The 25,931-nt window shown below is 52.7% G+C and carries 23 protein-coding genes and 1 rRNA gene; 15 read left to right on the top strand and 9 right to left on the bottom strand.

What is annotated here, in order from left to right; all coding sequences use genetic code 11:
• Nucleotides 1-1,307, bottom strand: a 16S ribosomal RNA gene (locus tag ACLD3P_RS19500); the annotation flags it as partial.
• A 480-nt stretch (nucleotides 1,308-1,787) separates the two neighbouring features.
• Here ACLD3P_RS19500 and ACLD3P_RS19505 point away from each other — a divergent pair.
• Both ACLD3P_RS19505 and mdtD read left to right on the top strand, forming a co-directional pair.
• Nucleotides 1,788-2,492, top strand: a complete 705-nt coding sequence (locus tag ACLD3P_RS19505; protein WP_001131144.1) for a FadR/GntR family transcriptional regulator — start codon at nucleotides 1,788-1,790, stop codon at nucleotides 2,490-2,492.
• 11 nt (nucleotides 2,493-2,503) lie between these two features.
• Nucleotides 2,504-3,931 carry a multidrug transporter subunit MdtD gene (gene mdtD / locus ACLD3P_RS19510; RefSeq protein ID WP_000202071.1) on the top strand — a complete coding sequence of 476 codons (1,428 nt, stop codon included), beginning with the start codon at nucleotides 2,504-2,506 and terminating at the stop codon, nucleotides 3,929-3,931.
• Here the strand turns inward: mdtD and rbsR are convergent.
• The 7 genes from rbsR to kup all read right to left on the bottom strand — a co-directional run bounded on the left by rbsR (nucleotide 3,897) and on the right by kup (nucleotide 11,844).
• A complete protein-coding gene (gene rbsR, locus ACLD3P_RS19515; RefSeq protein WP_316988077.1) occupies nucleotides 3,897-4,895 on the bottom strand; it encodes a ribose operon transcriptional repressor RbsR in 999 nt (332 codons plus the stop codon). The genes mdtD and rbsR overlap by 35 nt on opposite strands.
• A gap of 3 nt (nucleotides 4,896-4,898) precedes the next feature.
• Nucleotides 4,899-5,828, bottom strand: a complete 930-nt coding sequence (gene rbsK, locus ACLD3P_RS19520; protein ID WP_000844730.1) for a ribokinase — start codon at nucleotides 5,826-5,828, stop codon at nucleotides 4,899-4,901.
• Nucleotides 5,829-5,960: 132 nt separating this feature from the next.
• Nucleotides 5,961-6,851 (bottom strand): ribose ABC transporter substrate-binding protein RbsB, encoded by an 891-nt coding sequence (rbsB, locus tag ACLD3P_RS19525; protein WP_001056260.1) that lies wholly within the window; start codon nucleotides 6,849-6,851, stop codon nucleotides 5,961-5,963.
• A gap of 24 nt (nucleotides 6,852-6,875) precedes the next feature.
• Complete coding sequence (gene rbsC, locus ACLD3P_RS19530; protein ID WP_000211345.1) at nucleotides 6,876-7,841, bottom strand: ribose ABC transporter permease; 966 nt, start codon at nucleotides 7,839-7,841, stop codon at nucleotides 6,876-6,878.
• Between the two features lie 5 nt (nucleotides 7,842-7,846).
• Nucleotides 7,847-9,352 (bottom strand): ribose ABC transporter ATP-binding protein RbsA, encoded by a 1,506-nt coding sequence (gene rbsA / locus ACLD3P_RS19535; protein WP_000339361.1) that lies wholly within the window; start codon nucleotides 9,350-9,352, stop codon nucleotides 7,847-7,849.
• Nucleotides 9,353-9,359: 7 nt separating this feature from the next.
• Entirely contained in the window at nucleotides 9,360-9,779 is a 420-nt protein-coding gene (rbsD, locus tag ACLD3P_RS19540; RefSeq protein WP_000715944.1) for a D-ribose pyranase, read from the bottom strand.
• Between the two features lie 196 nt (nucleotides 9,780-9,975).
• On the bottom strand, nucleotides 9,976-11,844 hold the full coding sequence (gene kup, locus ACLD3P_RS19545; RefSeq protein ID WP_000102338.1) for a low affinity potassium transporter Kup: 1,869 nt from the start codon (nucleotides 11,842-11,844) through the stop codon (nucleotides 9,976-9,978).
• Nucleotides 11,845-12,191: 347 nt separating this feature from the next.
• Between kup and ravA the strand changes: the two genes are divergently transcribed.
• Together ravA and viaA are read left to right on the top strand one after the other, a co-directional pair.
• A complete protein-coding gene (gene ravA / locus ACLD3P_RS19550) occupies nucleotides 12,192-13,688 on the top strand; it encodes an ATPase RavA (RefSeq protein ID WP_000940987.1) in 1,497 nt (498 codons plus the stop codon).
• Nucleotides 13,682-15,133, top strand: a complete 1,452-nt coding sequence (gene viaA / locus ACLD3P_RS19555) for an ATPase RavA stimulator ViaA (protein ID WP_000956592.1) — start codon at nucleotides 13,682-13,684, stop codon at nucleotides 15,131-15,133. The genes ravA and viaA overlap by 7 nt, the downstream gene beginning before the upstream one ends.
• 4 nt (nucleotides 15,134-15,137) lie before the next feature.
• On the opposite strand, the gene asnA is transcribed toward viaA, so the two are convergent.
• Entirely contained in the window at nucleotides 15,138-16,130 is a 993-nt protein-coding gene (gene asnA, locus ACLD3P_RS19560) for an aspartate--ammonia ligase (RefSeq protein ID WP_000845123.1), read from the bottom strand.
• Between the two features lie 150 nt (nucleotides 16,131-16,280).
• On the opposite strand from asnA, the gene asnC reads away from it, so the two are divergent.
• The 11 genes from asnC to atpG all read left to right on the top strand — a co-directional run bounded on the left by asnC (nucleotide 16,281) and on the right by atpG (nucleotide 25,918).
• On the top strand, nucleotides 16,281-16,739 hold the full coding sequence (gene asnC / locus ACLD3P_RS19565) for a transcriptional regulator AsnC (protein ID WP_000433018.1): 459 nt from the start codon (nucleotides 16,281-16,283) through the stop codon (nucleotides 16,737-16,739).
• Nucleotides 16,740-16,828: 89 nt separating this feature from the next.
• Nucleotides 16,829-17,272: an FMN-binding protein MioC gene (mioC, locus tag ACLD3P_RS19570; RefSeq protein WP_000763722.1), complete on the top strand. Its 444-nt coding sequence runs from the start codon at nucleotides 16,829-16,831 to the stop codon at nucleotides 17,270-17,272.
• A 378-nt stretch (nucleotides 17,273-17,650) separates the two neighbouring features.
• Complete coding sequence (mnmG, locus tag ACLD3P_RS19575) at nucleotides 17,651-19,540, top strand: tRNA uridine-5-carboxymethylaminomethyl(34) synthesis enzyme MnmG (RefSeq protein WP_000499872.1); 1,890 nt, start codon at nucleotides 17,651-17,653, stop codon at nucleotides 19,538-19,540.
• A gap of 102 nt (nucleotides 19,541-19,642) precedes the next feature.
• Nucleotides 19,643-20,266 (top strand): 16S rRNA (guanine(527)-N(7))-methyltransferase RsmG, encoded by a 624-nt coding sequence (gene rsmG, locus ACLD3P_RS19580; RefSeq protein WP_001519938.1) that lies wholly within the window; start codon nucleotides 19,643-19,645, stop codon nucleotides 20,264-20,266.
• Nucleotides 20,267-20,881: 615 nt separating this feature from the next.
• Nucleotides 20,882-21,262 (top strand): F0F1 ATP synthase subunit I, encoded by a 381-nt coding sequence (atpI, locus tag ACLD3P_RS19585; protein ID WP_000116685.1) that lies wholly within the window; start codon nucleotides 20,882-20,884, stop codon nucleotides 21,260-21,262.
• An 8-nt stretch (nucleotides 21,263-21,270) separates the two neighbouring features.
• Nucleotides 21,271-22,086 carry a F0F1 ATP synthase subunit A gene (gene atpB / locus ACLD3P_RS19590; RefSeq protein ID WP_000135632.1) on the top strand — a complete coding sequence of 272 codons (816 nt, stop codon included), beginning with the start codon at nucleotides 21,271-21,273 and terminating at the stop codon, nucleotides 22,084-22,086.
• A gap of 46 nt (nucleotides 22,087-22,132) precedes the next feature.
• Nucleotides 22,133-22,372 (top strand): F0F1 ATP synthase subunit C, encoded by a 240-nt coding sequence (atpE, locus tag ACLD3P_RS19595; RefSeq protein ID WP_000429386.1) that lies wholly within the window; start codon nucleotides 22,133-22,135, stop codon nucleotides 22,370-22,372.
• 59 nt (nucleotides 22,373-22,431) lie between these two features.
• Nucleotides 22,432-22,902: a F0F1 ATP synthase subunit B gene (gene atpF, locus ACLD3P_RS19600; RefSeq protein ID WP_001052212.1), complete on the top strand. Its 471-nt coding sequence runs from the start codon at nucleotides 22,432-22,434 to the stop codon at nucleotides 22,900-22,902.
• 14 nt (nucleotides 22,903-22,916) lie between these two features.
• Nucleotides 22,917-23,450, top strand: coding sequence for a F0F1 ATP synthase subunit delta (gene atpH / locus ACLD3P_RS19605; RefSeq protein ID WP_001288957.1), 534 nt, complete (start codon nucleotides 22,917-22,919; stop codon nucleotides 23,448-23,450).
• Between the two features lie 12 nt (nucleotides 23,451-23,462).
• Nucleotides 23,463-25,004, top strand: coding sequence for a F0F1 ATP synthase subunit alpha (gene atpA, locus ACLD3P_RS19610; protein WP_001176751.1), 1,542 nt, complete (start codon nucleotides 23,463-23,465; stop codon nucleotides 25,002-25,004).
• 50 nt (nucleotides 25,005-25,054) lie between these two features.
• Nucleotides 25,055-25,918, top strand: a complete 864-nt coding sequence (gene atpG, locus ACLD3P_RS19615) for a F0F1 ATP synthase subunit gamma (protein ID WP_000896506.1) — start codon at nucleotides 25,055-25,057, stop codon at nucleotides 25,916-25,918.
• Nucleotides 25,919-25,931 lie beyond the last annotated feature (13 nt).

The raw sequence follows: 25,931 nt of genomic DNA on the forward strand, positions 1-25,931 counted from the left end.
ATCCGGACTACGACGCACTTTATGAGGTCCGCTTGCTCTCGCGAGGTCGCTTCTCTTTGTATGCGCCATTGTAGCACGTGTGTAGCCCTGGTCGTAAGGGCCATGATGACTTGACGTCATCCCCACCTTCCTCCAGTTTATCACTGGCAGTCTCCTTTGAGTTCCCGGCCTGACCGCTGGCAACAAAGGATAAGGGTTGCGCTCGTTGCGGGACTTAACCCAACATTTCACAACACGAGCTGACGACAGCCATGCAGCACCTGTCTCACAGTTCCCGAAGGCACCAATCCATCTCTGGAATGTTCTGTGGATGTCAAGACCAGGTAAGGTTCTTCGCGTTGCATCGAATTAAACCACATGCTCCACCGCTTGTGCGGGCCCCCGTCAATTCATTTGAGTTTTAACCTTGCGGCCGTACTCCCCAGGCGGTCTACTTAACGCGTTAGCTCCGGAAGCCACGCCTCAAGGGCACAACCTCCAAGTAGACATCGTTTACGGCGTGGACTACCAGGGTATCTAATCCTGTTTGCTCCCCACGCTTTCGCACCTGAGCGTCAGTCTTTGTCCAGGGGGCCGCCTTCGCCACCGGTATTCCTCCAGATCTCTACGCATTTCACCGCTACTCCTGGAATTCTACCCCCCTCTACAAGACTCAAGCCTGCCAGTTTCGAATGCAGTTCCCAGGTAGCGCCCGGGGATTTCACATCCGACTTGACAGACCGCCTGCGTGCGCTTTACGCCCAGTAAATCCGATTAACGCTTGCACCCTCCGTATTACCGCGGCTGCTGGCACGGAGATAGCCGGTGCTTCTTCTGCGGGTAACGTCAATTGCTGCGGTTATTAACCACAACACCTTCCTCCCCGCTGAAAGTACTTTACAACCCGAAGGCCTTCTTCATACACGCGGCATGGCTGCATCAGGCTTGCGCCCATTGTGCAATATTCCCCACTGCTGCCTCCCGTAGGAGTCTGGACCGTGTCTCAGTTCCAGTGTGGCTGGTCATCCTCTCAGACCAGCTAGGGATCGTCGCCTTGGTGAGCCGTTACCTCACCAACAAGCTAATCCCATCTGGGCACATCTGATGGCAAGAGGCCCGAAGGTCCCCCTCTTTGGTCTTGCGACGTTATGCGGTATTAGCCACCGTTTCCAGTAGTTATCCCCCTCCATCAGGCAGTTTCCCAGACATTACTCACCCGTCCGCCACTCGTCAGCAAAGCAGCAAGCTGCTTCCTGTTACCGTTCGACTTGCATGTGTTAGGCCTGCCGCCAGCGTTCAATCTGAGCCATGATCAAACTCTTCAATTTAAAAGTTTGATGCTCAAAGAATTAAACTTCGTAATGAATTACGTGTTCACTCTTGAGACTTGGTATTCATTTTTCGTCTTGCGACGTCAAGAATCCGTATCTTCGAGTGCCCACACAGATTGTCTGATAAATTGTTAAAGAGCAGTGCCGCTTCGCTTTTTCTCAGCGGCGCGGGGTGTGCATATTACGCTTTCCCGCTTCAGAGTCAAGCGTTTATTTTCGCTTTTCTCCGTGAGGTTCTGGTCTGAACCCCGCTGACCCGGCGGCCTGTATGCCGTTGTTCCGTGTCAGTGGTGGCGCATTATAGGGAGTTATTTCTGCCTGACAAGAGGAAATTTAAAATAATTTTCTGAGTGTCTCTTTTTTCATCAATGGCGTGCTTAACGTGCCATAAAATAAGCAAATTGCCGTTATTGCAACTGCAATCACACTTCCAGGTGGCATACTAATAACCAAACGAAAGAGAAAGGAAGAACATTCATGCCTTTAAGCGCACAACAATTAGCCGCACAGAAAAATCTATCCTATGTTCTGGCTGAAAAGCTGGCGCAGCGGATATTAAAGGGTGACTACGCCCCCGGTACAATTCTTCCCGGCGAAATAGAACTGGGCGAGCAGTACGGCGTAAGTCGAACGGCAGTTCGCGAAGCGGTGAAAACATTGACGGCTAAAGGTATGGTGCTACCCCGTCCGCGCATTGGTACGCGGGTGATGCCGCAGGGAAACTGGAACTTTCTGGATCAAGAGCTGCTGACCTGGTGGATGACGGAAGAAAATTTTCATCAGGTGGTGGATCATTTTCTGGTGATGCGTATTAGCCTGGAGCCGCAAGCCTGCCTGCTGGCGGCGACTCTTGGCACACCGGAGCAGAAAGCGCGGCTTAATGCCTTAATGGAAGAGATGGTCGCGCTGAAAAAGCATTTTAAGCGTGAACGCTGGATTGAAGTGGATATGGCGTGGCACGAGCATATCTACGAAATGAGCGCCAATCCCTTTCTAATCTCTTTTGCGACGCTATTTCATTCGGTTTATCACACTTACTTTACCTCAATCACCTATAACGAGGTGGTAAAGCTGGATTTGCACCAGGCCATTGTTGATGCCATCGCTGATGGCGACGGCGAACGCGCTTTCCAGGCCTGCCAGGCGTTGTTAATAGCGCCCAATGAGAGACCAGATAATTAACAGGATATTGAATGACCAGCAAAAAAGCGCGCAGTATGGCTGGCCTGCCGTGGATCGCGGCGATGGCCTTCTTTATGCAGGCGCTAGACGCCACCATTTTGAATACCGCTTTACCGGCTATTGCGCATAGTCTTAACCGTTCACCACTCGCCATGCAGTCCGCTATTATCAGTTATACCCTGACAGTAGCTATGTTAATTCCGGTAAGCGGCTGGTTGGCTGACCGCTTCGGTACGCGTCGCGTCTTTATGGTTGCCGTAAGTCTGTTTACGTTAGGCTCGCTGGCCTGCGCGCTCTCCAGTTCACTATCTGAATTGGTTATTTTTCGCGTCGTACAAGGCGTCGGCGGAGCGATGATGATGCCAGTGGCGCGGCTGGCGTTATTGCGAGCCTATCCGCGTAGTGAGCTGCTGCCCGTTCTTAACTTTGTCACTATGCCGGGGCTGGTAGGTCCGATTCTGGGGCCGGTATTAGGCGGCGTACTGGTGACCTGGGCAAGCTGGCACTGGATCTTCCTGATTAATATTCCCATTGGGGTTGCAGGCATTCTGTATGCCCGCAAATATATGCCCAACTTCACCACGCCGCGTCGCAAGTTTGACATGACCGGCTTCTTTCTTTTTGGGTTAAGTCTGGTTTTATTTTCCAGCGGAATGGAACTGTTTGGCGAAAAGATTGTGGCGACATGGATCGCATCCGCCATTATTTTTTGCAGTATCGTTCTACTATTGGCTTATATCCGCCACGCCCGCCGTCATCCGACACCGTTAATATCACTATCGCTGTTTAAGACACGCACATTTTCCGTCGGTATTGCCGGCAACCTCGCCACGCGTCTGGGGACAGGCTGCGTACCTTTTTTGATGCCGTTAATGCTACAGGTTGGTTTTGGCTACCCGGCTCTGATCGCCGGTTGCATGATGGCGCCGACAGCTTTGGGTTCTATTATCGCGAAATCGACCGTAACGCAGGTTTTGCGACGTTTGGGATACCGGAAGACTCTGGTCGGCATTACGGTATTTATCGGTCTGATGATTGCCCAGTTTTCGTTTCAATCTCCCGCCATGCCGATCTGGATGCTCGTACTGCCGCTATTCATTCTTGGAATGGCGATGTCCACTCAATTTACGGCAATGAATACGATTACTCTTGCGGATCTGACGGACGATAACGCCAGCAGCGGCAACAGCGTTCTGGCGGTTACGCAGCAATTGTCTATCAGTTTAGGCGTGGCGATCAGCGCGGCGGTGTTACGTATTTATGAAGGTTTTGCGGGCACCAGTACCGTAGAACAGTTCCACTATACCTTTATCACGATGGGGGCGATCACTATCGTGTCCGCGCTGATGTTTATGCTGCTAAGAGCCAAAGACGGCAACAATCTGATTAAAGAACGGCATAAATCTAAACCGACCCACGCACCGTCAAAACCGGAGTAAGCTGAAGTCGCTGTTGTTGCAAGGCGGGCTGCGCCATCCGATGAATCAACACATCAATAGCCAGCTCGCCCAATTCATCTTTCGGCTGATGGATAGTCGTCAGCGGCGGCGTCATATAGCGCGCCAGCTCAATATCATCATAGCCAATGACTGCCATATCCTGCGGAATACGAAGCCCCGCCTGATATAGCGCCTGATAGGCACCGACAGCCATCGCATCGTTTCCGGTAAAAACCGCTTGCGGTCGCTGTTGATGAGCCAGTAACGCCTGCATGGCGTCAAAGCCGCCGCCAAATTCAAAATCGCCGGTGATCTCATAGCCTTGCGGAATAGCCAGCTCTGCGCGTTTCATCGCCGCCCGATACCCTTCCAGCCGCAAACGCGCTGGCGTTTTGTCCAGCGGGCCGGTAATACAGGCTATTCGGGTAAATCCTTTATCGATAAGGTGTTGGGTCGCAAGATCGCCGCCTAACAACGAATTATCCTGAATGAGATCGCTATCGCCCTCACCATCAAACGGCGACCAGTCCATCATGACGGTAGGAATAGACGGATAACGCTCCATGATTTCACGAGAAGGCTGATGCGTTTCGGTACACAGCAGCAGTAAACCGTCTACCCGTTTTTGCATCAGCGTCTCCAGGTTGCGGTTCATCCGTTGCTCGTCGCCTTCGGTATTGCACAGCACCAGACTATAGCCGCGCTCAAAACAGCTTCGCTCAACGCCGCGCACCAGTTCGGAATAAAAAGGGTTGGTACTGGCGGTAATTAGCATACCAATCGTGCGGGTCTGGTTTAACTTGAGGCTTCGCGCCAGCGCGGAAGGCGCATAGTTAAGTGATTTAATCGCCGCTTCAACTTTTTCGGTTATCGTCTCACTCACAAAGCGATCTTTGTTAATAACGTGAGAGACCGTCGATGTAGAGACTCCCGCCAGGCGGGCAACATCTTTCATAGTAGCCAAGCGTTACCCCTGCTGATGTAAAAACGCTTCTATCTCTTCGCGCCACGGAACGGACGGTTGCGCGCCTTTACGCGTTACGGCAATCGCGGCGGCGGCATGGGCAAAGCGAATCGCTTCCGGCAACGGCGTCTCCTCCAGTATCGCGGTGATAAAGGCGCCGTTAAACGTATCTCCGGCGGCAATGGTATCGACAGCCTCAACGCTAAATCCAGGAACGCGGCGGCCCTCGCCGTTTACGCTGGCCCAGACGCCACGGCTTCCTAAGGTAATTAATACGGTTCGAATGCCTTTATCATGCAAAACCTGCGCAGCTTTCGCGGCATCGTCGTCATTTTCCACACGCACGCCCGTCAGCTTTTCAGCTTCCGTTTCATTTGGCGTGATGATGTCCACCAGCGCCAGCAGTTCATCCGGTAGCTCACGGGCAGGCGCCGGGTTAAGCGCAACAGTAGTATGATGTTGATGGGCGATTTTCGCCGCCGCCAGTACGCTTTCCAGCGGCGATTCCAGCTGCATCAGTAACGCATCCGCCTGCGCGATACGTTCACGTTGCGCATCAACCAACGCCGGCGATAACGCGGCATTCGCTCCGGCATGAATACCGATGACGTTCTCGCCTTCGCCATTAACGAAAATCAGCGCCACCCCGGTAGACTCGCCTTTAATAACGCTAACTGGCGCGATATCAATACGATCGCTGACTAATTGTTTACGAATACTGTCGCCAATATCGTCATCGCCCGTGCAGGCGATAAACGCAATATTTGCCCCGCTACGTCCCGCAGCAACCGCCTGATTCGCGCCTTTCCCGCCAAACGCGACCTGATAATGGCTACCGGTTACCGTTTCGCCCGGGGTAGGGAAGGACTCAAGATTAAGGATATGATCGGCATTAATGCTGCCAAGGACGATGAGATTACCTGCGGTTTTCATATTCGGGGTTCCACGTCAAAGTGCGCCACCGGTTAGGGTGGCGCGTGCCCTGCTTTTCTTTTTTTACGTTCACCTCAGCGGAGGATCGCGTATTTCTGTCGCCATCAGGCCATAGTTGACCCGTGTCGTTTATTACTGCTTGATGACCAGTTTCAGGTCAACCGGATATTTGGCCTGAACTTTTTCGCCTTTCAGCACCTTATCCGCCACTTCAACGCCTTTGGCGCCGATTTGATCCGGTAACTGAGCGATAGTCGCTGCCAGTTTGCCATCTTTTACAGCCTTTTCGCCATCCGGCGTACCGTCAAATCCAACCACCATCACATCTGCTTTACCGGCAGTTTGCAGCGCGCGCAGTGCGCCCAGCGCCATTTCATCGTTCTGGGCGAAGACAGCCTGAACATCCGGATGCGCGGTCAGCAGGTTCTGCATGACGTTCAGACCCTTAGTACGGTCGAAATCGGCAGGCTGGCTGGCCAGGACATTAAATTTGTGGGCGGCTACCGCCTGCTGGAAACCTTCGCCACGCTCACGCGCCGCGGATGTTCCGGCAATACCTTGCAGCTCAATCACTTTGGCGCCTTCGCCAGCTTTTTTCGCGATATAGTCGCCAGCGATCTTACCGCCCAGCACGTTATCAGACGCGATATGGCTGACGACATCGCCTTTGGTTGCCTGGCGGTCAAGCGTGATAACCGGAATCTTCGCCTGGTTCGCCATCTTCACCGCGTTACCCACCGCATCGGAGTCAGTCGGGTTGATCAGCAGAATTTTGGTCCCGCGAACGGTTAAATCCTGCACGTTCGCCAGCTCTTTGGCAGGGTTGTTCTGGGAGTCCAGCACCACCAGGTTATAACCCAGTTTATCCGCCTCTTTTTGCGCCCCGTCTTTTAACGACACGAAGAAGGGGTTATTGAGGGTAGAGATCACCAGCGCAATGGTGTCTTTCGCCATTGCATTCGCGCTCACGGTGGCGCTCAGCGCAACAGCAGATACCAGGGTAGCCAGTTTTTTCATGTTCATATTTCAGATGTCCTGTAGTCGTTGTTACTGCTTTTTGTTGTCTACCAGTACCGCCAGCAAAATCACCACCGCTTTGACGATCATCTGGTAATAGGAGGAAACACCTAACAAATTCAAACCATTATTAAGGAAGCCGAGAATCAATGCGCCGATCAATGTCCCAACAATGCGCCCTTTACCACCTGCAAGGCTGGTGCCGCCCAGCACCACGGCGGCAATAGCATCCAGCTCATAGCCGGTACCCGCCGTCGGCTGCGCGGAAGAGAGGCGCGCCACTTCAATGATGCCCGCCAGCGACGCTGTCAGGCCGCAAAGTGAATAGACGATAATTTTCACTTTGCTCACGCTAATGCCAGACAGACGCGTCGCCGCTTCGTTACCGCCCAGCGCGTAGATATAGCGTCCCAGACGGGTGTGATGCAGCATATACCAGGCGGCGATAAAGACGATAGCCATGATCCAGACCGGCGTAGGAACGCCCAGCGGACGGCCGATACCGAACCAGCCAAACAGATCGGCGTTATCGGTAAAGCCGGTGTTGACCGGGCTACCGTCGGTGTAAACCATCGTCACGCCGCGCAGTAGCAGCATCATCACCAGCGTAGCGATAAACGCCTGTACGCGGCCTTTCGCGACGATAACGCCAGTAACGGCGCCAATCGCAGCGCCCAATGCCAGCGCGGCGGCAACCGCGACCAGCGCATTCACTTCAACGCCGACGATTGAAGCGGCAACCGCGCCGGTGAGCGCCAGCAGGGAACCGACGGACAGATCGATCCCCGATGTCAGAATCACCAACGTCATCCCCACCGCCATAATGGCGTTAACGGAGGTCTGTTGAAGAATATTGAACAGATTATTAACGGTAAAAAAGTTGGGGCTCAACGTCGACACAATCGCGATCAACACCAGCAGGGCAATGAGCGACTTCTGCTCAAGAAGCCACGCTTTAGTGAAATAACGGCGACCAGAAACAGCCTGGGTTGTCATCTTTTTTACTCCTGATTCACGCGATTAAGCTTGCCCACTGCGGCAGCCATTAACACTTCCTGGGTGGCCTGCTCGCGAGTAAATTCACCGCTGAGATGCCCTTCATGCATGACGATGATGCGATCGCTCATGCCTAATACTTCTGGCATCTCAGATGAGACCAGAATGATGCTCAGGCCGTCGGCCTTAAACTGGTTGATAAGCTGATAAATCTCTTTCTTGGCGCCGACGTCCACGCCGCGGGTCGGCTCGTCGAGAATGAGCACTTTCGGGCGCGTCATCAACCCGCGGGCAATCGCCACTTTTTGCTGATTACCACCGGAAAGCAGGCCTATCGCCTGTTCCATTGACGGTGTCTTGACGTTGAACAGACGGATAAAATCCCCCACCGCCTGTTGCTCATCTTTGTGTTTCAGGCTTCCGCCAGCGCGGCTGAAATAGTCCAGCGCCGTCAGCGACATATTCTCTTTAACTGACATGCCGAGCACCAGTCCATCGCGCTTACGGTCTTCAGAGATATAAACGATGCCATTGGCCAGCCCGTCCTGCGGAGAACGCGTCACCACTTCGTGTCCATCAAGCGTCACATAACCGCTGGTTCGCGGCATCGCGCCGTACAATACTTTCATCAGCTCGGTGCGACCGGCGCCCATCAGGCCGGAGATGCCAAGAATCTCGCCTTTTCGCAGCACAAAAGAGACATCATTCACGCCCGGTCCGCACAGATTATCGACCTTGAGGCGAATCTCACCCGGCGCGTTATCCAGATGCGGGTACTGATCTTCCAGCTTACGTCCCACCATCATTTCGATAAGAGAATCTTCGGTCAACGTGGCCACTTCACGCTCGGCGATAAATTGCCCATCGCGGAAGACCGTCACGTCATCGCAAATTTCGAAGATCTCTTTCATACGGTGGGAGATATAGACAATGCCGCGCCCCTGCGATTTTAATTCGCGGATAACGCGGAACAGCGATTCGGTTTCAGTGTCGGTCAGCGCATCGGTCGGTTCATCCATAATGATGACTTTGGATTCGAAGCTCAGCACTTTGGCGATTTCCACCATTTGCTGATCGCCGATAGAGAGTTCGCCCACCAGCTTATCGCTCTTAAAGCGCAGATTGAGTTTGGCTAAGAGGTGGTCGGCTTCGGCATACATCTTTTTCCAGTCGATTTTACCAAAGCGATTCACAAACTCACGGCCCAGGAAAATGTTTTCCGCAATGGTCAACTGCGGGATCAGGTTCAGTTCCTGATGAATAATGCCGATCCCGGCTTCCTGAGACGATTTAGGCCCGTTAAAGGTGGTCTCTTTACCCAGCCATAACAACGATCCCGCATCTCGCGTATAGATGCCGGTTAATACTTTCATCATGGTGGATTTTCCGGCGCCGTTTTCCCCCACCAGCGCCATAACGCGGCCAGGATAAACGTTTAACGCGGCGCCGGAGAGAGCCTTCACGCCGGGGAACGCTTTATCGATCCCTTTGAGTTGCAGTAATGCGTCCATAGCGGCCTCAGAAAGTGACGCCAGCGCAAAGAATGACGTTCGCATACGGGGAACACTCCCCGCTGCGAATCACCGCCTGACTGTCTGCAGTCAATTTTTTGAATTGTTCGTGTGTCGTATAACTAATTTTTATGGTGTTTCCCTGGTGTTGCTGCAGTTGCTCAAGGTGAGTGAGCAACGTTTCGTGGAGCTGCGGATTCTGTTGTTTGATTTCCGTTGCAAGAATCGCCGCCTCAACCTGCATTTCCCGGGTCACAACATCCACCACCTGCATAAAAGAAGGTACGCCCTGGGTTAGTGCCATATCGATACGCGCGGTGCTATTCGGGATAGGTAAACCCGCATCACAGACCACCAGAGTATCAGTATGCCCCAGACGGGAAATGACCGACGAGATTTCAGAGTTGAGTACGGTGCCTTTCTTCATTTTTCTGCTCCACTAGCGAAACGTTTCGCTGGCCGCAGTGTAACCCTGGATGTGTTCATAAAACCATCATGACGTAACAGAATTGTGATCGCCGTCGAAACGTTTCGCTAGCGGAAATCAGGCGATTATCGTGTGGGAATCTACGGATTGGCCAGGCCGGGTAAGCCAACGCAGCCCCCGGCATGGTGATGGGAGGTTAAATCTCGACCTGCGTTCCTAACTCAATCACGCGGTTAGGCGGGATCTCGAACTGATCCGGCGCGCGCAGAGCGTTACGTTGCAGCAACAAATACAGTTTACCGCGCAAACGCAAATACCACGGGCGTTTGCCGACAATCAACGACTCGTGCGACATAAAGAACGACGTTTCCATCATCCGACAGCTAAGCCCTTCCAGACCGCAGCGGTGGAACACCTCTTCAACGTTTGGCGTTTCGCGCCAGCCGTAGCTGGCCACCACGCGCCAGAATGTCGGAGACAACTGCTCAATCTGCACCCGGCGAACGTTATGCACATAAGGCGCATCTTCCGTACGCAACGTCAGTAAGATTACGCGCTCATGCAACACTTTGTTGTGCTTCAGGTTATGCAATAAAGCAAAAGGGATCACACTGAGCGCGCGCGACATGTATACGGCAGTACCCGGCACCCGAACCGGCGGTGACTTCTCCAGTGAAGCAATCATCGCTTCCAGCGAATTACCGTGTTCATGCATACGACGCAACAGGCGGAAACGCTCGCTCTTCCAGGTGGTCATGATCGTGAACATGATCAGGCCCAGGCTCAGCGGCAGCCAACCACCGGACAACAATTTGTCGAGGTTAGCCGAGAACAGCGGGATATCCACGCACAGGAACGCGATGAGGATCAGCGCGACAAAATATTTGTTCCAGTGCCAGTTCTTACGCGCCACGGTCGTAGAAAGAATAGACGTCAGCACCATCGTGCCGGTCACGGCGATACCATAGGCCGCCGCCAGGTTGCTGGAGTGCTCAAAGCTAACAATAACAACCACGACCGCGAAATAAAGCAGCCAGTTAACGAAAGGGATATAGATCTGACCGGACTCCATCTCGGAGGTATGGATAATGCGCATTGGCGACAAATAGCCAAGACGCACGGCCTGACGCGTCAGCGAAAAGACGCCGGAAATGACCGCCTGGGAGGCGATCACCGTCGCCAGCGCGGCCAGAATCAGCAGCGGAATTAACGCCCAGTCCGGCGCCAACAGGAAGAAGGGATTTTTAATCGCTTCCGGATGCTTTAGTAGCAATGCGCCCTGACCAAAGTAGTTCAGTACTAACGACGGCAGTACCACGGTAAACCACGCCAGGCGAATCGGGAACTTACCGAAGTGTCCCATATCGGCGTACAACGCCTCTACGCCGGTAATCGACAGCACCACCGCGCCCAACGCAATAAATGATACGGTTTTATATTCAAGGAAAAAACGTACCGCCCAGACAGGATTCAGCGCATGTAACACTTCGGGATTGGCGATAATACTGCGCAGGCCAAGTACCGCCAGGATTAAAAACCAGGTCAGCATAATCGGCGCAAAGAGTTTCCCTACCATTCCCGTACCGTGCTTCTGAATCATAAACAACAGAGTCAGCACAATAATGGAGAGCGGGACAATCCAGGTATCCAGCTGCGGCGCGACAATCTCCAGGCCTTCAATCGCCGACATCACCGAAATCGCCGGCGTAATGACCACTTCGCCATAGAAAAAGCTGCCGCCTATCAGTCCCATGATAACTAACATGGATGTAGTGCGCGCCGAGGTATTACGCCCGGCAAGCGACATCAGCGTCAAAATTCCACCTTCACCCGCGTTATCGGCGCGCATCACGAAGGTGAGATATTTGATGGAAACCACAAAGATGAGTAGCCAGAAGATCAGCGACAGAAAACCAAACACGGCATCTCGTTCAACGCCAAAACCAAACTGACCGGACAAACATTCACGAAGCGTATAAAGCGGGCTGGTACCAATATCACCGTAGACAACCCCAATAGCTGCGAGGGTAATCGCAGGCAACGATTGCTTATTATCAGTGCTCATAGACTCATCTTTCGTTTATACACGTCACCCTTCACGCTACCTCCTTGTCGGCTGCATTCGCTTACCCCAGTCACACGTTTAAGTCAGTGCCAGGGGATTCACTCCTTTGCCGCCTTGATGTAGTTTGAATGAATGAGTGTATAGATATGAAATGTGTGCTTAGTCCCTTGGCCCACAAAAAAGCGCACAGTATGCACGATTAATCATAAAATCGTACCCCTAAATGAAGCCAGATTAACCTGGCTCAAAGAAAAATAAACAGCGCATCAGACGATTATAGCCCCGGTGGTGAAACGTCTATACTCGCAATTAGCATGATCCATTTGTCGAAAGGACGCCTCTTTATTATGGCTCACCCACATTTATTAGCGGAAAGAATTTCCCGTCTGAGCAGCGCCCTTGAGAAGGGGCTGTATGAACGTAGTCACGCCATACGCCTGTGCCTACTGGCGGCGTTAAGCGGTGAGAGCGTCTTTTTGTTGGGCCCGCCCGGTATCGCCAAGAGTCTGATTGCCCGCCGCCTGAAGTTTGCTTTCCAGCGCGCCCGCGCTTTTGAATATCTGATGACACGCTTTTCCACGCCGGAAGAGGTTTTTGGCCCGCTCTCTATTCAGGCGCTGAAAGATGAAGGTCGCTATGAACGCTTAACGACCGGCTATCTTCCCGAAGCCGAAATCGTTTTTCTGGATGAAATCTGGAAAGCCGGGCCCGCTATCCTGAACACATTGCTGACCGCCATTAACGAACGCCATTTCCGCAACGGCGCATTTGAGGAAAAAATTCCGATGCGGCTGCTGGTGGCGGCCTCCAACGAACTGCCCGAAGCGGACAGCAGCCTGGAAGCTTTGTACGACCGAATGTTGATTCGCCTGTGGCTGGATAAAGTTCAGGATAAAGCCAATTTCCGCTCCATGCTGGTTAGTCAGCAGGATGAGAGCGATAACCCGGTCCCCGCCTCGTTACAGGTTAGCGACGAAGAATATCAACAGTGGCAAAAAGATATCGGCGCGATTTCACTCCCTGATCCGGTCTTTGAGCTGATATTTACTCTGCGCCAACAGCTGGATAATTTGCCGAATGCGCCTTATGTCTCCGACCGTCGCTGGAAGAAAGCTATCCGCCTGTTACAGGCCAGCGCCTTCTTTAGCGGACGCGACGCGGTTGCGCCGATTGACCTTATCCTGCTAAAAGATTGCTTGTGGTATGACGCGCAGAGTCTGAATCTCATGCAACAGCAACTGGAAATATTGATGACCGGACACGCCTGGCAGCAGCAGGCCATGCTGACTCGCCTCGGCGGTATCGTCCAGCGTCGCCTCCAGTTGCAGCAACAGCAAAGCGATAAAACCGCTTTCACCGTCATTAAAGAAGGCGGTATGTTCAGCCGCCGCCCGCATTACACTTTACCGCCGGAAGCCAGCGCGTCAACGTTGACGTTATTGCTACAAAAACCGCTAAAACTGCATGATATGGAAGTGATCCATATTACCTTTGACCGCAGCGCGCTGGAACTTTGGCTGACCAAAGGCGGCGAGATCCGCGGCAAACTGAACGGGATCGGCTTTGCCCAAACGTTGAATATGGAAGTCGATAACGCTCAACATCTGGTGGTGCGCGACATCAGTCTACAAGGTACCCGTCTGGCGTTACCGGGAGCGGCTGAAGACAGTATGCCTGCGGAGATCAAACAGCAGCTGGAAACGTTAGAAAACGACTGGCGCCAGCAGCATACCCGCTTCAGCGAGCAGCAACATTGCCTGTTTATTCACAGCGACTGGTTAGGGCGCATTGAGGCCAGCCTGCAGGATGTAGGAGAACAGATCCGCCAGGCTCAACAATGCTGACGCTGGATACGCTAAATACCATGCTGGCCGTTAGCGAAGAGGGAATGGTCGAAGAGATGATCCTCGCGCTACTGGCTTCCCCACAGCTGGTCATTTTCTTTGAAAAGTTTCCGCGTTTAAAAAACGCCGTGACCGCCGATCTCCCGCGCTGGCGGGAAGCGCTACGCAGCCGTCTTAAAGACGCACGCGTTCCGCCGGAACTCACGGAAGAGGTCATGTGTTATCAGCAAAGCCAACTTCTCTCTACACCACAGTTCATCGTGCAACTGCCGCAAATACTGGCGTTGCTTCATCGCCTGCATTCACCGTATGCCGCGCAGGCGAAGCAGTTGACGGAGAGCAACAGTACCTTTACCCCTGCGCTACACACGCTTTTTTTGCAACGCTGGCGGTTAAGTCTGGTGGTGCAGGCCACCACGTTAAACCAGCAACTACTGGAAGAAGAGCGCGAGCAGTTGCTGAGTGACGTCCAGGAACGGATGACGCTGAGCGGGCAACTGGAACCGACGCTGGCGGAAAATGATAATGCCGCAGGCCGCCTGTGGGATATGAGCGCGGGCCAGCTTAAACGTGGTGATTATCAACTGATTGTAAAATACGGCGAATTTCTCGCCGCCCAGCCGGAGCTAATGCAACTGGCGGAACAACTGGGACGTTCGCGGGAAGCCAAATCGGTACCGAAAAAAGACGCGCCGATGGAAACCTTTCGTACACTGGTACGCGAACCCGCTACGGTGCCGGAGCAGGTTGACGGTATTCAGCAAAGCGATGATATTCTGCGCCTGTTGCCGCCAGAGCTGGCGACGCTCGGCATCACCGAGCTGGAATATGAATTTTACCGCCGGTTAGTGGAAAAACAGCTCCTCACCTATCGCCTGCATGGCGAAGCGTGGCGTGAGAAAGTGACCGAACGGCCGGTAGTACACCAGGATGTCGACGAGCAGCCGCGCGGACCGTTTATTGTCTGCGTCGATACTTCAGGCTCGATGGGGGGATTTAACGAGCAGTGCGCAAAAGCGTTCTGCCTGGCGTTGATGCGCGTTGCGCTGGCGGATAACCGCCGCTGCTTTATTATGCTGTTTTCCACTGACGTTGTGCGTTATGAACTCTCCGGCCCGGAAGGTATCGAGCAGGCCATCCGCTTTTTAAGTCAACGTTTTCGCGGCGGCACGGATATCGCCAGCTGTTTTCGCGCCATTATTGAAAGAATGCAGGGACGGGAATGGTTTGATGCCGATGCGGTGGTCATTTCGGATTTTATCGCCCAGCGCTTGCCGGATGACGTGGTGAGCAAAGTGGGAGAGTTGCAGCGTCTTCACCAGCATCGATTCCATGCGGTGGCGATGTCGGCGCACGGCAAACCCGGCATCATGCGCATTTTCGATCATATCTGGCGCTTTGACACCGGGATGCGAAGCCGCCTGCTGAGACGCTGGCGGCGCTAACGGCTTATAAAATAGCAGGAATGCTTTCGCGAACCTGCGCGGGCCATACGCCGCACTGCACCTGACCAATATGCGGCAATTGCAGCAGCAACATCGTCAGACGAGACTGCCCAATCCCGCCGCCGATGGTCTGCGGCATTTCGCCGCGCAGCAGCGCCTGATGCCACTCCAGTTGCAGGCGATCTTCATCACCGGTCAACGCCAGCTGGCGCATCAGCGTATCGGCATCTACGCGGATACCCATAGAGGAAAGCTCAAACGCATCTTCCAGCACCGGGTTCCACACCAGGATATCGCCGTTCAGACCGGCGTAGCCCAGCTCAGATGCGGAGCTCCAGTCATCATAATCCGGCGCACGTACATCATGGCGGTGGCCATCGCTCAGTTTACCGCCGATCCCCACCAGAAAAACGGCGCCAAGTTCTTTGGCGATCGCGCGTTCGCGCCCTTTCGCATCCAGATCCGGATAGCGAGACAACAGCTCCTGGCTGTGAACAAACTGAATTTGCTCTGGCAGGAACGGCGCCAGACCAAACTGTTTATGCACTTCTGCTTCCGTCGCCTTAATTCCTGCCCATATAGCCTCTACTGTGCTTTTCAGGGTGGAAAATTGGCGCTCGCCATCGCCCATGACACGCTCCCAGTCCCACTGATCCACATAGACCGAGTGGAGCGGAGAGAGTCGGTCTTCATCGGGGCGAAGGGCTTTCATGTGCGTGTACAGCCCTTCGCCCGCGCTGAAGTCATGTTGCCCCAGGGTTTGACGTTTCCACTTCGCCAGTGAATGCACCACTTCGAACTGGGCGTCAGGCAACGCTTTCACTTTTACCTGCACCGCTTTTTCACAGCCGGACAAATTATCCTGCGTACCATCCCCTACGCGACTCAGGATCGGCGCCTGGACCTCAATCAGACCCAGACGCTCCTCCAGCTGGCGAGAGAAATGTGATTTCACGAAGCTAATTTGACGTTGTTTGGCAATGTAAGCGGTTTTCATTTTTTTACTCCTGCGTCCTGTTGCCTATGATTAAGCAACAAAACGAGAGCACTATTCAATAATCAACAGATAAAAAGCTAACTTCTATTTTGATTCGTTAAAAATAATGGCTAAAATAGAGATAATCATTAATCTGCATAAGAAAAAGCGATGGAAAATTATCAGATCGACAATCTGGACCGCGGCATACTTGACGCCTTAATGGGAAATGCCCGCACCGCCTACGCCGAACTGGCCAAACAATTTGGCGTTAGCCCTGGAACCATTCACGTTCGCGTCGAGAAAATGAAGCAGGCCGGGATCATTACGGGCGCACGGATTGACGTCAGCCCTAAACAGCTGGGCTACGATGTGGGCTGCTTTATTGGCATCATCCTCAAAAGCGCCAAAGACTATCCCTCCGCACTGGCCCGGCTGGAAAGCCTGGATGAGGTGACGGAAGCGTATTACACCACCGGTCACTACAGCATCTTTATAAAAGTGATGTGCAAATCAATCGACGCGCTTCAGCACGTACTTATCAACAAGATCCAAACAATTGATGAAATTCAGTCCACTGAGACACTGATCGTCTTGCAGAACCCGATCATGCGCACCATCAAGCCATGATCGGCTTTTTTAATCCCACATTTTTCCACAGGTAGATCCCAGCTCGTTCACAGAGTACAATGCAGCCTCTTTACCTGAGCGAGCGATCAATGGCAGACATTACTCTTATCAGCGGCAGCACCCTGGGCGGCGCCGAATACGTCGCGGAACATCTGGCGGAAAAGCTGGAAGCTGCCGGTTTTTCAACCGAAACGGTGCACGGTCCGTTATTAGAGGATCTGTCAACTTCCGGGATCTGGCTGATAATCAGCTCAACGCACGGCGCCGGAGACATTCCGGACAACCTGACCCCTTTCTATGAAGACCTTCAGACGCAGAAACCCGATCTTTCCGCGGTACGTTTCGGCGCAATTGGCATTGGTAGTCGAGAATACGACACGTTTTGCGGCGCGATTGAGAAAATAGAAGCGGAACTGAAAGGCGCTGGCGCAAAACAGGTTGGGGAAACACTGAAGATCAACATCCTTGAACATGAGATTCCGGAAGATCCAGCGGAGATTTGGCTCGGATCCTGGATTAATTTACTCAAATAAGTGTAAAGATCGTGCGATCCATTGTGGATAAATCTGGTGGAAAGCTTGGATCAACCGGTAGTTATCCAAAGAATAACCGTTGTTCACTTTTTGAGTTGTGTATAAGTACCCGTTTTGATCCCAGCTTATACGGGCCACGATCACCGATCATTCACAGCTAGTGATCCTTTCCAACGCATTGATCTTTATTACAGGATCCGGGTTATCCACAGCCTGGTGCGATCCTAATAAGAGATCACAATAGAACAGATCTCTAAATAAAAAGATCTTCTTTTTAATAGCCCGGATCCCGGGGCTTTCTCCATCGGCTAAAGTTGAGTAGAATCCACCGCCCGGGCTTCAATCCATTTTCACACCGCGTTATGCGAGGCAATTACCATGTTTTATCAGGATCCTTTTGACGTCATTATTATTGGCGGGGGTCATGCAGGCACTGAGGCCGCGATGGCCGCAGCGCGTATGGGTCAACAGACTCTGCTTTTGACACACAATATTGACACGTTGGGGCAGATGAGCTGCAACCCGGCGATCGGCGGTATTGGAAAGGGACATCTGGTAAAAGAGGTGGATGCGCTCGGCGGTCTGATGGCGAAAGCGATCGATCAGGCAGGTATTCAGTTTAGGATACTAAACGCCAGCAAAGGTCCGGCTGTTCGCGCTACCCGGGCTCAGGCGGATCGAGTCTTATACCGCCAGGCGGTGCGTACCGCGCTGGAGAATCAGCCGAATCTGATGATCTTCCAGCAAGCGGTTGAAGATCTGATTGTCGAAAACGATCGCGTTGTCGGCGCTGTGACTCAAATGGGGCTCAAATTCCGCGCGAAAGCGGTGGTGCTGACCGTCGGAACCTTCCTCGACGGCAAAATTCATATTGGTCTGGATAACTACAGCGGCGGTCGTGCTGGCGATCCGCCATCCATCCCGCTGTCTCGCCGTCTGCGTGAGCTTCCGCTACGCGTCAGCCGCCTGAAAACCGGCACACCGCCGCGTATTGATGCGCGTACTATCGATTTCAGCGTGTTGGCTCAACAGCATGGCGATAACCCGATGCCGGTTTTCTCGTTTATGGGGAATGCTTCTCAGCATCCGCAACAGGTGCCGTGTTACATCACGCATACCAATGAGAAAACCCATGACGTGATTCGTAATAACCTCGATCGTAGCCCAATGTACGCTGGCGTGATCGAAGGGATCGGCCCACGCTACTGTCCTTCGATCGAAGACAAGGTGATGCGTTTTGCCGATCGTAACCAGCATCAGATCTTCCTTGAGCCGGAAGGACTGACCTCTAACGAGATTTACCCTAACGGTATCTCCACTAGCCTGCCGTTTGACGTGCAGATGCAGATTGTCCGTTCCATGCAGGGCATGGAGAACGCGAAGATCGTTCGCCCTGGTTACGCGATTGAGTACGATTTCTTCGACCCGCGCGATCTGAAACCGACACTGGAAAGTAAATTTATTCACGGCCTGTTCTTTGCTGGTCAAATCAACGGTACTACCGGCTATGAAGAGGCTGCGGCGCAGGGCTTGCTCGCTGGTCTGAATGCCGCGCGTCTTTCCGCCGACAAAGAGGGCTGGGCGCCTGCGCGTTCTCAGGCTTATCTCGGCGTGCTGGTGGACGATCTCTGTACGCTGGGCACCAAAGAGCCGTATCGCATGTTTACCTCCCGCGCCGAATATCGCCTGATGCTGCGTGAGGACAACGCCGATCTGCGTTTGACCGAAATGGGCCGCGAGCTGGGTCTGGTGGATGATGAACGCTGGGCGCGATTCAACGAGAAGCTGGAAAATATCGAACGCGAACGTCAGCGGCTGAAATCGACATGGGTAACGCCGTCTGCGGAATCCGCCGATGAAGTGAATGCGCATTTGACCACGCCTCTCTCCCGTGAGGCCAGCGGCGAAGATTTGTTGCGTCGTCCGGAAATGACCTACGCGCAGCTCACTTCACTTGCCGCATTCGCGCCTGCGCTTGAAGATGAGCAAGCCGCTGAACAGGTGGAAATCCAGGTCAAATACGAAGGGTATATCGCTCGCCAGCAGGATGAGATTGAAAAACAACTACGTAACGAGAATACGTTGCTGCCTGCCACGCTGGATTATCGTCAGGTTTCCGGTCTGTCGAACGAAGTTATCGCCAAGCTGAACGATCATAAACCGGCGTCTATCGGCCAGGCATCGCGTATCTCCGGCGTTACGCCAGCGGCAATCTCCATTCTGCTGGTATGGCTGAAAAAACAAGGTATGCTGCGTCGTAGCGCTTGATAACACTAATTTGGCGGGGGCGCTTCGCTTGCCCGCCCTACAAATTTGTAGGCCCGATAAGCGAAAGCGCATCGGGCATTTGATTATTAACAGGTAATGACCGTGCTCAACAAACTCTCTCGTCTGCTGGCTGATGCCGGTATTTCTCTTACCGATCACCAGAAAACGCTGCTGGTCGCCTACGTTGATATGCTGCACAAATGGAACAAAGCATACAACCTGACGTCAGTGCGGGATCCCAACGAAATGTTGGTACGCCATATTCTCGACAGCATAGTCGTTGCGCCGTATCTTCAGGGACAGCGTTTTATCGATGTAGGAACAGGACCGGGGCTGCCGGGCATCCCGCTGGCTATTGTTCTCCCTGACGCGCATTTCACCTTACTCGACAGCCTGGGCAAGCGGGTACGTTTTCTGCGTCAGGTCCAGCACGAACTGAAACTGGAAAACATCACGCCGGTTCAAAGCCGCGTTGAAGCCTATCCCTCCGAACCGCCGTTTGATGGCGTTATCAGCCGCGCTTTCGCATCGTTGAATGATATGGTGAGCTGGTGTCACCATCTGCCGGGAGAGAAAGGGCGTTTTTATGCCTTAAAAGGGCAATTGCCAGGGGATGAAATTGCCTCACTACCTGACAATTTTAGCGTCGAATCTGTTGAAAAATTACGCGTTCCGCAACTGGAAGGCGAGCGGCATCTGGTGATTATTAAGTCAAACAAAGTTTAATTTTTATCAAAAAAAATAGAAAAAAAACGACGCGGCTTGTGTTAAAAATCGACAGGTATAACGCATTTCAGCGTTGTTACATTTAACTCTGGATTTACGGTTTAGTTTCAACATGACAACGTCGCTTCTTTTGTTAAAACAGAGAGTAATCAACTTTGTAAATATCAGTCTGCTAAAAATCGAATCGAAAAATTACTTTTGCTTGTTAAATTTTTATTATAAATGTCAATGGGGCGTTTTTAAGGTGTAAGCTGGTATTTTTAAAACAGTGCCTGGTTTTACGCTTAAATATCAAAAAGATGAAAAGGCATGAATTGACACGTAAATGAATTGCGTAAGCATGAATATGTTTAATGTGTGATCTGGTGCACGCTTTATCGCCAGTGTTTTCGCGCTATTTGCAGTTTTGTACGATCGTTCACACTTTGGCTAAAAGTTAAAAATGCGGGCCAGAGAAAAATATTTAAACATTTATTCACCTTTTGGCTACTTATTGTTTGAAATCACGGGTGCGCACCGTATAATTTGACCGCTTTTTGATGCTTGACTCTAAGTCTTAAAGAACGTTTTATACGACACGCGGCATACCTCGAAGTGAGCAGGAGTAAAAACGTGATGTCTGTGTCGCTCGTGAGTCGAAACGTTGCTCGTAAGCTTCTGTTCATTCAGTTTCTGGCGGTAATAGCAAGTGGATTGCTGTTTTGCCTCAAAGACCCCTTCTGGGGCATCTCCGCAGTATGTGGGGGATTGGCAGTGGCACTGCCTAATATGTTGTTTATGATATTTGCCTGGCGTCACCAGGCGCATACACCTGCTAAGGGCCGCGTGTCCTGGACTTTCGCCTTCGGTGAAGCCTTCAAGGTGTTAGCGATGCTGGTTTTACTGGTGGTGGCGTTGGCGGTTTTAAAGGCGGTGTTTTTGCCGCTGATCGTTACGTGGGTTTTGGTGCTGGTGGTTCAGATACTGGCGCCGGCTGTAATTAACAACAAAGGGTAAAAGGCATCATGGCTTCAGAAAATATGACGCCGCAGGAATACATAGGACACCATCTGAATAACCTTCAGCTGGACCTGCGTACTTTCTCGCTGGTGGATCCGCAGAACCCCCCAGCCACCTTCTGGACGCTCAATATTGACTCCATGTTCTTCTCGGTGGTGCTGGGTCTGTTGTTTCTGGTGATGTTCCGTAGCGTTGCTAAAAAAGCGACCAGCGGCGTGCCAGGCAAGTTTCAGACCGCGATTGAGCTGATAGTCGGCTTTGTGCATGGCAGCGTCAAAGACATGTACCATGGCAAAAGCAAGCTGATTGCGCCGCTGGCCCTGACGATTTTCGTCTGGGTATTCCTTATGAACCTGATGGACTTACTGCCTATCGACCTGCTGCCGTATATCGCTGAGCATTGGCTGGGTCTGCCGGCAACGCGCGTGGTGCCGTCTGCTGACGTCAACATCACCCTGTCGATGGCGCTGGGCGTATTCATCCTTATTCTGTTCTACAGCATCAAAATGAAAGGCATCGGCGGCTTCGCTAAAGAGTTGACGCTGCAGCCGTTCAATCACTGGGCGTTCATTCCTGTCAACTTAATCCTTGAAGGGGTAAGTCTGCTGTCCAAACCGGTTTCTCTCGGTCTGCGACTGTTCGGCAACATGTATGCCGGTGAGCTGATTTTCATTCTGATTGCTGGTCTGTTGCCGTGGTGGTCACAGTGGATTCTGAATGTGCCGTGGGCCATTTTCCACATCCTGATTATTACGCTGCAAGCCTTCATTTTCATGGTTCTGACGATTGTCTATCTGTCGATGGCGTCCGAAGAGCATTAATTTACCAACACTACTACGTTTTAACTGAAACAAACTGGAGACTGTCATGGAAAACCTGAATATGGATCTGCTGTACATGGCTGCCGCTGTGATGATGGGTCTGGCGGCAATCGGTGCTGCGATCGGTATCGGCATCCTCGGGGGTAAATTCCTGGAAGGCGCGGCGCGTCAACCTGATCTGATTCCTCTGCTGCGTACTCAGTTCTTTATCGTTATGGGTCTGGTGGATGCTATCCCGATGATCGCTGTAGGTCTGGGTCTGTACGTGATGTTCGCTGTCGCGTAGTAAGCGTTGCTTGAATTAAGAGCAATATCAGAAGGTTAACTAGATAGAGGCATTGTGCTGTGAATCTTAACGCAACAATCCTCGGCCAGGCCATCGCGTTTATTCTCTTTGTCTGGTTTTGCATGAAGTACGTATGGCCGCCGTTAATGGCAGCCATCGAGAAACGTCAGAAAGAAATTGCTGACGGTCTCGCTTCTGCTGAACGAGCACATAAGGATCTTGACCTTGCAAAGGCCAGCGCGACCGACCAGCTGAAAAAAGCGAAAGCGGAAGCTCAGGTAATCATCGAGCAGGCAAACAAACGCCGCGCTCAGATCCTGGACGAAGCCAAAACTGAAGCAGAGCAGGAACGTACTAAAATCGTGGCGCAGGCGCAGGCGGAAATTGAAGCCGAGCGTAAACGCGCCCGTGAAGAGCTGCGTAAGCAAGTTGCTATCCTGGCTGTTGCTGGCGCCGAGAAGATCATCGAACGTTCCGTGGATGAAGCTGCTAACAGCGACATCGTGGATAAACTTGTCGCTGAACTGTAAGGAGGGAGGGGCTGATGTCTGAATTTGTTACGGTAGCTCGCCCCTACGCCAAAGCAGCTTTTGACTTTGCCGTTGAACACCAAAGTGTAGAGCGCTGGCAGGATATGCTGGCGTTTGCCGCCGAGGTAACCAAGAACGAACAAATGGCAGAGCTTCTCTCTGGCGCGCTGGCGCCGGAAACGCTCGCTGAGTCGTTTATCGCAGTCTGCGGTGAGCAGTTAGACGAAAACGGTCAGAACCTGATTCGGGTGATGGCTGAAAATAATCGTCTGAACGCGCTCCCGGATGTTCTGGAGCAGTTTATTCATCTGCGTGCCGCCAGTGAAGCTACCTCCGAGGTAGAAGTTACGTCGGCAACCGCATTGAGTGAAGAGCAGCTTTCGAAAATCAGCGCCGCGATGGAAAAACGTCTGTCACGCAAAGTGAAGCTGAATTGCAAAATCGATAAGTCTGTAATGGCAGGCGTTATCATCCGGGCGGGTGATATGGTCATTGATGGCAGCGTACGCGGCCGTCTTGAGCGCCTTGCAGACGTCTTGCAGTCTTAAGGGGACTGGAGCATGCAACTGAATTCCACCGAAATCAGCGAACTGATCAAGCAGCGCATTGCTCAGTTCAATGTGGTGAGCGAAGCTCACAACGAAGGTACTATTGTTTCTGTCAGTGACGGTGTTATCCGCATTCACGGCCTGGCCGATTGTATGCAGGGTGAAATGATCTCCCTGCCGGGTAACCGTTACGCTATCGCACTGAACCTGGAGCGCGACTCCGTGGGTGCGGTAGTCATGGGTCCATACGCTGACCTTGCCGAAGGCATGAAGGTTAAATGTACGGGCCGTATCCTGGAAGTTCCGGTTGGCCGCGGCCTGCTGGGACGTGTGGTAAACACCCTGGGTGCGCCAATCGACGGTAAAGGTCCGGTTGATAATGACGGCTTCTCTGCCGTTGAAGCGATTGCGCCGGGCGTTATCGATCGTCAGTCTGTCGATCAGCCGGTGCAGACCGGTTATAAAGCCGTTGACTCCATGATCCCAATCGGTCGTGGTCAGCGTGAACTGATCATCGGTGACCGTCAGACCGGTAAAACCGCGCTGGCTATCGACGCCATCATCAACCAGCGCGACTCCGGCATCAAATGTATCTATGTCGCTATCGGCCAGAAAGCGTCCACCATCTCTAACGTGGTGCGTAAACTGGAAGAACACGGCGCGCTGGCTAACACCATTGTTGTGGTGGCTACCGCGTCCGAATCCGCTGCGCTGCAGTATCTGGCGCCGTATGCCGGTTGCGCAATGGGCGAATACTTCCGTGACCGCGGCGAAGATGCGCTGATCATTTACGATGACCTGTCTAAACAGGCTGTTGCTTACCGTCAGATCTCCCTGCTGCTCCGTCGTCCGCCAGGACGTGAAGCATTCCCGGGCGACGTATTCTACCTCCACTCTCGTCTGCTGGAGCGTGCTGCGCGTGTTAACGCCGACTACGTCGAAGCCTTCACCAAAGGTGAAGTGAAAGGGAAAACCGGCTCTCTGACCGCGCTGCCGATTATCGAAACGCAGGCAGGTGACGTTTCCGCGTTCGTTCCGACCAACGTAATTTCCATTACCGATGGTCAGATCTTCCTGGAATCTAACCTGTTTAACGCCGGTATTCGTCCTGCGGTTAACCCGGGTATCTCGGTATCCCGTGTAGGTGGCGCAGCCCAGACCAAGATCATGAAAAAACTGTCCGGTGGTATTCGTACCGCGCTGGCGCAGTATCGTGAACTGGCGGCGTTCTCTCAGTTTGCATCCGACCTTGACGATGCCACCCGTAAACAGCTTGACCACGGTCAGAAAGTGACCGAACTGCTGAAACAGAAACAGTATGCGCCGATGTCCGTCGCGCAGCAGTCTCTGGTTCTGTTCGCAGCAGAACGTGGTTATCTGGCGGATGTCGAACTGGCGAAAATCGGTAGCTTCGAAGCCGCACTGCTGGCTTACGTCGACCGTGATCACGCTCCGCTGATGCAAGAGATCAACCAGTCCGGTGGCTATAACGACGAAATCGAAGGCAAGCTGAAAGGCATCCTCGATTCCTTCAAAGCAACCCAGTCCTGGTAACGTCTGGCGGCTTGCCTTAGGGCAGGCCGTAAGGCATTGAGGAGAAGCTCATGGCCGGCGCAAAAGAGATACGTAGTAAGATCGCAAGCGTCCAGAACACGCAGAAGATCACTAAAGCGATGGAGATGGTCGCCGCTTCCAAAATGCGTAAATCGCAGGATCGCATGGCGGCCAGCCGTCCTTATGCAGAGACCATGCGCAAAGTGATTGGTCACCTTGCGAACGGTAATCTGGAATATAAGCACCCCTACCTGGAAGAGCGCGACGTTAAACGCGTGGGCTACCTGGTAGTGTCGACCGACCGTGGTTTGTGCGGTGGCTTGAACATTAACCTGTTCAAAAAGCTGCTGGCGGATATGAAGGCATGGTCCGATAAAGGCGTTCAGTGCGAACTCGCAATGATCGGCTCTAAGGGCGTGTCATTCTTTAATTCCGTAGGCGGCAACGTTGTCGCTCAGGTGACAGGTATGGGGGATAACCCTTCTCTGTCCGAACTGATCGGTCCGGTTAAAGTGATGTTGCAGGCCTACGACGAAGGCCGTCTGGACAAGCTTTACATTGTCAGCAACAAATTTATTAACACCATGTCTCAGGTGCCGACGATCACTCAACTGCTGCCGCTGCCGGCGTCAGAAGATGATGATCTGAAGCGTAAAGCCTGGGATTACCTGTATGAACCAGACCCGAAAGCGCTGCTGGATACTCTCCTGCGTCGTTATGTGGAGTCTCAGGTTTATCAGGGCGTGGTAGAAAACCTGGCCAGCGAGCAGGCCGCACGAATGGTGGCGATGAAAGCCGCAACCGATAATGGCGGCAGCCTGATTAAAGAGCTGCAGTTGGTATACAACAAAGCTCGTCAGGCCAGCATTACTCAGGAACTCACCGAGATCGTCTCGGGGGCCGCCGCGGTTTAACCAGGTTATTTCG

This window comes from Salmonella sp. 741265073_HBA (genome assembly GCF_046569105.1).
In the GTDB taxonomy this organism is placed as follows: Bacteria; Pseudomonadota; Gammaproteobacteria; order Enterobacterales; family Enterobacteriaceae; genus Salmonella; species Salmonella enterica.

What these genes read in the sequence shown, in the direction of transcription:
- ACLD3P_RS19505 (WP_001131144.1), top strand. Translation starts at nt 1,788, where the DNA reads ATGCCTTTAAGCGCACAACAATTAGCCGCACAGAAAAATCTATCCTAT.
- mdtD (WP_000202071.1), top strand. Translation starts at nt 2,504, where the DNA reads ATGACCAGCAAAAAAGCGCGCAGTATGGCTGGCCTGCCGTGGATCGCG.
- rbsK (WP_000844730.1), bottom strand. Translation starts at nt 5,828, where the DNA reads ATGAAAACCGCAGGTAATCTCATCGTCCTTGGCAGCATTAATGCCGAT.
- rbsB (WP_001056260.1), bottom strand. Translation starts at nt 6,851, where the DNA reads ATGAACATGAAAAAACTGGCTACCCTGGTATCTGCTGTTGCGCTGAGC.
- rbsC (WP_000211345.1), bottom strand. Translation starts at nt 7,841, where the DNA reads ATGACAACCCAGGCTGTTTCTGGTCGCCGTTATTTCACTAAAGCGTGG.
- rbsA (WP_000339361.1), bottom strand. Translation starts at nt 9,352, where the DNA reads ATGGACGCATTACTGCAACTCAAAGGGATCGATAAAGCGTTCCCCGGC.
- rbsD (WP_000715944.1), bottom strand. Translation starts at nt 9,779, where the DNA reads ATGAAGAAAGGCACCGTACTCAACTCTGAAATCTCGTCGGTCATTTCC.
- kup (WP_000102338.1), bottom strand. Translation starts at nt 11,844, where the DNA reads ATGAGCACTGATAATAAGCAATCGTTGCCTGCGATTACCCTCGCAGCT.
- ravA (WP_000940987.1), top strand. Translation starts at nt 12,192, where the DNA reads ATGGCTCACCCACATTTATTAGCGGAAAGAATTTCCCGTCTGAGCAGC.
- viaA (WP_000956592.1), top strand. Translation starts at nt 13,682, where the DNA reads ATGCTGACGCTGGATACGCTAAATACCATGCTGGCCGTTAGCGAAGAG.
- asnA (WP_000845123.1), bottom strand. Translation starts at nt 16,130, where the DNA reads ATGAAAACCGCTTACATTGCCAAACAACGTCAAATTAGCTTCGTGAAA.
- asnC (WP_000433018.1), top strand. Translation starts at nt 16,281, where the DNA reads ATGGAAAATTATCAGATCGACAATCTGGACCGCGGCATACTTGACGCC.
- mioC (WP_000763722.1), top strand. Translation starts at nt 16,829, where the DNA reads ATGGCAGACATTACTCTTATCAGCGGCAGCACCCTGGGCGGCGCCGAA.
- mnmG (WP_000499872.1), top strand. Translation starts at nt 17,651, where the DNA reads ATGTTTTATCAGGATCCTTTTGACGTCATTATTATTGGCGGGGGTCAT.
- atpI (WP_000116685.1), top strand. Translation starts at nt 20,882, where the DNA reads ATGTCTGTGTCGCTCGTGAGTCGAAACGTTGCTCGTAAGCTTCTGTTC.
- atpB (WP_000135632.1), top strand. Translation starts at nt 21,271, where the DNA reads ATGGCTTCAGAAAATATGACGCCGCAGGAATACATAGGACACCATCTG.
- atpE (WP_000429386.1), top strand. Translation starts at nt 22,133, where the DNA reads ATGGAAAACCTGAATATGGATCTGCTGTACATGGCTGCCGCTGTGATG.
- atpH (WP_001288957.1), top strand. Translation starts at nt 22,917, where the DNA reads ATGTCTGAATTTGTTACGGTAGCTCGCCCCTACGCCAAAGCAGCTTTT.
- atpA (WP_001176751.1), top strand. Translation starts at nt 23,463, where the DNA reads ATGCAACTGAATTCCACCGAAATCAGCGAACTGATCAAGCAGCGCATT.
- atpG (WP_000896506.1), top strand. Translation starts at nt 25,055, where the DNA reads ATGGCCGGCGCAAAAGAGATACGTAGTAAGATCGCAAGCGTCCAGAAC.